Source organism: Streptomyces sp. H39-C1, from assembly GCF_027158125.1.
Classification (GTDB): Bacteria; Actinomycetota; Actinomycetes; order Streptomycetales; family Streptomycetaceae; genus Actinacidiphila; species Actinacidiphila fildesensis.
This window is the reverse complement of sequence record NZ_JAPVLS010000196.1, coordinates 1-4,805: the sequence shown is the minus strand read 5'-3', so window position 1 is coordinate 4,805 and position 4,805 is coordinate 1. Positions and strand designations below refer to the sequence as shown.

The window sequence follows — 4,805 nt, the reverse complement described above, 5'->3', positions numbered from 1 at the left end:
CGGGCATGCAACTCTTCTACGCCCTCGGACCACGACTCGACCTGCTCCACCGTCAACGATTCGTCACACAGTCGGACCAACGAGCCACACCGCCAACAGTCACACCACATGCGGTTGCAGTACTAATTGGCGAGGTTGGCGACGTAGGAGCCGCTCACGGTCCAGGGCGTCAGTTCGATGCCGAAGCCGCTGTGCTCGCCGTCCTGGGTGTGGACGAGCTTGCCGGACAGGTGGACGGTGTCTCCGGTGCGGAACGCGCCGGTGTAAGCGCCCAGGTACGAGCGCATATGGGTGATCCTTCGGGCGAAGGAGTCCGGCTCGTCGATGGTCGAGCTGAGGATGGTCTTGACCTTGATTCCGTACACCGCCGGCGTGGTCAGTCCTTCTGTGTGGTCGGTGATCTTCGCAAGGAGCGAGATCTCGCCGATCTCCTTGGAGGAGACCCGGGAAAAGGTCTTGTCGCGATCGGCTCGGATGGGCTCGCAGTTGATGTGCGCGCCGGTGTTGGCCGTCAGCCCTTGGAGCTTGCGTCGCTCCTGCTTGATGAGGGCGTCGAACGAGCTCCCTTCCATGTACTTCGCCCGCCGTATGTACAGCCGTGTGAGGTCGTCCCCGTCGTACGGCCGGATCAGCTCGGGTTGCTTGAACAGTTCCTGTGCGGCCTCGTAGCCCTCCGGCCCGTAGCAGACGAGGTCGATGTCCGAGCGCTCGTTGAAGCAGCCGACGAGGAAGGAACCGGTGACGCCGACGAGTCCCTGTGCGCCGTTCGAGACGACCCACTCGGTGATCGCCAGGAGGTCCTTGCCAGCGGGATTGCCAGCCACGGGGCCAGGTTCTTCGTGGATAGTCATGAGGGCCTGACGGCAGGAGTAGTGGACCGCGATGTCGTCGCGGGGGATGCCGGTGATCACGCATCCGAGGGTGTCGGAATAGACGTAGCACTCCGGCCTGCCAGCCAGGATGCCGAAGGACTTCGACACGACGCTGTTCTGCCGGTAGGTCTGGCCGAACAGCCGTCGGTCGCCCTTGTCGTCCGGGTGGTACTTGACATAGCCGAGGTAGTGGCTGCCGGGATGGCTGTCGCCGATGACCTTGAACACGACGCCATGGTGGTCCATGAGGTAGTCGCGGTCTCGAACGGCAGGAACGGATCTACCGGTGCTCAGCGGTAAACCGGCCCAGTGTGGGGAAGGCGTCGGTGTCGATCGTGCCGGACGACTCATACTGATCAAGTCCCATCGAGAAGAGGGCGCGGCGGTACTGCCACTTGATGTGCTTGTCGTGCCGTGCCGGATCGGTCGGCCGCATGAGGGCGAGGAAGAAGAAGCACTTGACGAGCAGGAAGTCACCCAGGTACTCGCTCACCCGCTGATCGACCAGGGTGATGGTGGTCTCGTCGAGTGCGCCGACATACGCGTCCCGCTGTTCGGGCCCGATGGTGTAGCCCTTGCCGCCGCCTTTGAAGGCCACGATGTCGAGCGCGGGGTACACGTCGTAGCCGAGCGGGATGGGTCCGTGGTGCTGCCAGTCGATGACGCCGGCCGCCAGGACATTGGGAAGACCGTAGTCCAGGTGCCCGTGAACGACCGGGAGCAGCGCCATCCGGTCGAGGGCTCGCTTCACCATGTCGTGGACCCGAGGCGTGTCGAAGTCCGGATTCTCGTCGAAGACGTCCTTGGCGAAGGCGGCCTTCTCGAACCAGGGCACAGAGGGCAGGGGGTGCCTGGCCTGGGCCTGCAGAAGCTTGGACGAGAGGGACGCCGCCGCTTTGATTACGTGGTCGCTGACCTGTCCGTCGCGCAGGGCGTCAGCGAGGGCCTCCTCGTGCAGCGAGGCGTTCCCGAGGGAACGCTCGATGACGAAGTAGCTGCCGCTCTTCGAGCCGCTGTCGACGATCTCCGGGACCGGATAGCCGAGGCTGGCAGCGAGTCTCTGGAACTCGATCTCCTCCCGCAGGTCATCGCCGCCGGTTCGCCTGTAGAGCAGCCCGTCCGTGGACCTCCACACCGCGCCTTGAGTGGCCGTTCTGTCTTTCATGAATTCCCAGTCGTTCATTCATCCATCCTTCCGGAGAGGGGAGTTCAGATAGGGCATGCGCGGCTGAAAGCAGGCGGGTCGCGCGAGGCGGGTGATCACGGCAGCCCGGCGCTCCGAGCGGGACTGCGTGGACGCTGTGACGGTTGGGACGGCCAGCTCGGCCCAGACCTTTTTGCCGAGGATGGTCGGCTCCGCGCCCCAGCTCTTGGACAGGCCCTCGATCAGCAGCATGCCTCGCCCGCTGGTCAGATTGCTGTTGCCGAAGTTCGCGGCTCCGGTCGGCATTCTGCGCGACGGATCGTAGACCTCGATCACTACTCGGTCGCCGTCCGGGGAAAGCTTGAGCCCCGCCAGCAACCGCCCAGGGGCATGGATCACCGCGTTGGCAACGAGTTCGCCGGCAACCAGGCCGATGTCGTCCAGGCTGTCCCCGGTGACACCCCATGACTTGGCGATATCGACGAGGGCCCTCCGTGCAGCCGGGATGCCGTTCCGCTGGGTGCCGCGGAAGACGATGTGGAAGGACATCGGCGCTCCTCCTTAACCGCTCCGTAGAGCCGCACCTGCCGGAAGACACGGATGGGCGTTCGGCAGGCGAGAGTCGGGACTGCGAGCTCCAGGTGTGTGAGCCGCTGATGAACAGACAACTCCCCATCAGGAGACTGCGGTTAGGCCATGCGCCGGGTGTGCATGATCCATGCAGATCGTGCATATAACGTTGTCCTGGTGTGGCTACGCTCGGTTTGCCAGGCAGGATCAGCATTGGCAGGAGAAGCCATGTCGCGGACGGCCAAGGGACACTCCGCAGCGAGCGGGATCGGTGAAGTGATCCGCCGCACAAGAGTGCTGAGCGGCCGGTCGCAAGAGGATGTGGCCACCGAACTGGGCTACCACCAGTCGAAGATCAGTCGGCTTGAGAGCGGCAAAGGGACGCAGGACGCCGTCGTTCTGCGGGCTGTCGCAGCCGTGCTGGACATCCCACTGGGGAGCCTCGGCCTGTCCTCCTACACCAGTGCGGACAGCAGGGCGGACGACATGCATCGTCGGAACTTCCTGGCCGCGAGCGTCGTCGCGCTCGCGGCCCCAGCGACTTCTCCCAGCGTAGGCATCGAGCTCGTGCAGGCACTGCTGCCTGGAGCAGTTCCAGCCAGCGCTCCCCCTTTGTCCCCAGCTGTGCTCGCGATCCGGCTCTCCCGGGTCCGCAGGCTGTTCTATGCCTGCCGGTATGCCGAGCTGGAGGCAGCGTTACCGTCGCTGATCGCTGACCTTCGCCAAGCCCAGGACGTTGCCCACGACGGCGACCCGGTACTGGCTGGCCTGCTCGCGACGACCTACCAGACCGCGGTGAGCCTGCTCCTCAAATTGGGCGATCACGGCAATGCCTGGCTCGCGGTCGGCCGGGCCATGGCCGAGGCTGAGAGGAGCGGCGACCCGGTCGTCATGGCCTCCAGCGTCCGTGTCCAGGCACACGTGCTCGCCCGAGATCGCCACACCAAACCGGCTATCACGTTGATCCGCCATACCGCCGATCAGCTCACAGGAAGCTACGACCAACGATCTCCCGGCTACCTCGCAGCGCTCGGGCTCATGCTCCTTCGTGGCGTGACGGCCGCGAGCGCGGGCGGAGACCGCGCTACCTCAGCGGAATTCCTCGCTGAGGCAGAGGAGGTGGCTCGGTATGTCGGGCTCGATTCCCCCGATGCCTGGGCGAATTTCAGCCAGACCAATGTCGCGCTCCATGCAGTCAGCGCTTCTGTCATCCTGGGCGACGCGGGTGCGGCACTGGAAGCGGCTCAGTCCTTGATGCGCCGCCGCATCCCCGTCCCCGAACGCCGGGCAGCCCTCTGGGTGGAGGCTGCACGGGCATACAGCCAGCAAGGCAAACTGGCAGAAGGATACAAAGCGCTGAGAATCGCGGAGAGCTGTGCGTCGGAGGACATCCGTCGACGCCCTGCCGTGCTGGAGCTGGCCGGTGACATGGCGGCCCGTGACCGGCGCGGTGCTGTCCCCGAGCTTCGCCATTTCTGCCAGGAGTTGGGAGTCCAGGTTTGACCGATCAGAGCGAGCCGTTCCTCTACGTCGTTGTCTGCGCCTCAGGCGTCGCGGACGACGTGGGCACGCTCATCACCGCCGCTCACGACGAAGGCTGGAAAGTCGGCGTCGTGGCTACCCCCAGCGCGCTCGGCTTCTTCGATCAGGAAGCCGTCGAGGCACAGACCGGGTACCCCATCCGTTCAGCCTGGCGCACGCCCAGTGGTCCCCACCCGCTGCCACCAGCGGATGCCATCGCGGTTGCGCCGGCGACGTTCAACACCATCAACAAGTGGGCCGCCGGGATCTCGGACACCCTTGCGCTCGGCATCCTCTGCGAGGCACACGGTCTCGGAATTCCCACTGCTGTACAGCCGTACCTCAACACCGCACAGGCCGCCCACCCGGCGTATGACGAGAGCCTGGCCCGGCTTCGCTCGATGGGCGTGCTGATCGGCGACTACGTGCCCCACAAGCCCAAAGCGGGCGGAGGCCGGGACAACTACAATTGGACCTGCGTCCTCGACCTGCTCCGCCCAGTCGCGTGGCCAGGTAAGGGACAGGAATAGGGCGGAGGATTCCCCGATACATAACCTGTGGGCGCTCTCCTCCAGGGCTTGATCAAGTTCCTTAGGTGACCGGTTCGTTGGTGATGCCCAGGATGGGGAGTGCTCGTTGGGGTTCGTCGCGGATCGCCCGGGTGGTCTTGGCGATGTTGTCGGCTCCGAGGGTTTTCA

Annotated in this window: 5 protein-coding genes; 2 read left to right on the top strand and 3 right to left on the bottom strand. The window is 65.1% G+C overall.

Translation table 11 applies throughout. The annotated features are described in order from the left end of the window. Window positions 1-122 precede the first annotated feature (122 nt). The 3 genes from O3W51_RS47240 to O3W51_RS47230 are packed head-to-tail and all read right to left on the bottom strand — an operon-like array spanning window position 123 to window position 2,565. Window positions 123-1,100 (bottom strand): nucleotidyltransferase domain-containing protein, encoded by a 978-nt coding sequence (locus O3W51_RS47240; protein WP_269290202.1) that lies wholly within the window; start codon window positions 1,098-1,100, stop codon window positions 123-125. Window positions 1,101-1,152: 52 nt separating this feature from the next. After that, the gene (locus O3W51_RS47235) at window positions 1,153-2,055 is read right to left on the bottom strand and encodes a phosphotransferase (protein WP_269290199.1); all 903 of its coding nucleotides are present in this window, start codon (window positions 2,053-2,055) and stop codon (window positions 1,153-1,155) included. Further along, the gene (locus O3W51_RS47230) at window positions 2,056-2,565 is read right to left on the bottom strand and encodes an ATP-binding protein (protein WP_269290197.1); all 510 of its coding nucleotides are present in this window, start codon (window positions 2,563-2,565) and stop codon (window positions 2,056-2,058) included. It lies immediately after the preceding gene. A 249-nt stretch (window positions 2,566-2,814) separates the two neighbouring features. Between O3W51_RS47230 and O3W51_RS47225 the strand changes: the two genes are divergently transcribed. Both O3W51_RS47225 and O3W51_RS47220 read left to right on the top strand, forming a co-directional pair. Further along, on the top strand, window positions 2,815-4,089 hold the full coding sequence (locus O3W51_RS47225) for a helix-turn-helix domain-containing protein (RefSeq protein ID WP_269290195.1): 1,275 nt from the start codon (window positions 2,815-2,817) through the stop codon (window positions 4,087-4,089). After that, entirely contained in the window at window positions 4,086-4,637 is a 552-nt protein-coding gene (locus O3W51_RS47220) for a flavoprotein (RefSeq protein ID WP_269290193.1), read from the top strand. The genes O3W51_RS47225 and O3W51_RS47220 overlap by 4 nt, the downstream gene beginning before the upstream one ends. Window positions 4,638-4,805: the final 168 nt, after the last annotated feature.

Excerpts from the sequence above, each read along its gene's own strand:
- O3W51_RS47235 (WP_269290199.1), bottom strand. The coding sequence starts at position 2,055 with ATGAACGACTGGGAATTCATGAAAGACAGAACGGCCACTCAAGGCGCG.
- O3W51_RS47230 (WP_269290197.1), bottom strand. The coding sequence starts at position 2,565 with ATGTCCTTCCACATCGTCTTCCGCGGCACCCAGCGGAACGGCATCCCG.
- O3W51_RS47225 (WP_269290195.1), top strand. The coding sequence starts at position 2,815 with ATGTCGCGGACGGCCAAGGGACACTCCGCAGCGAGCGGGATCGGTGAA.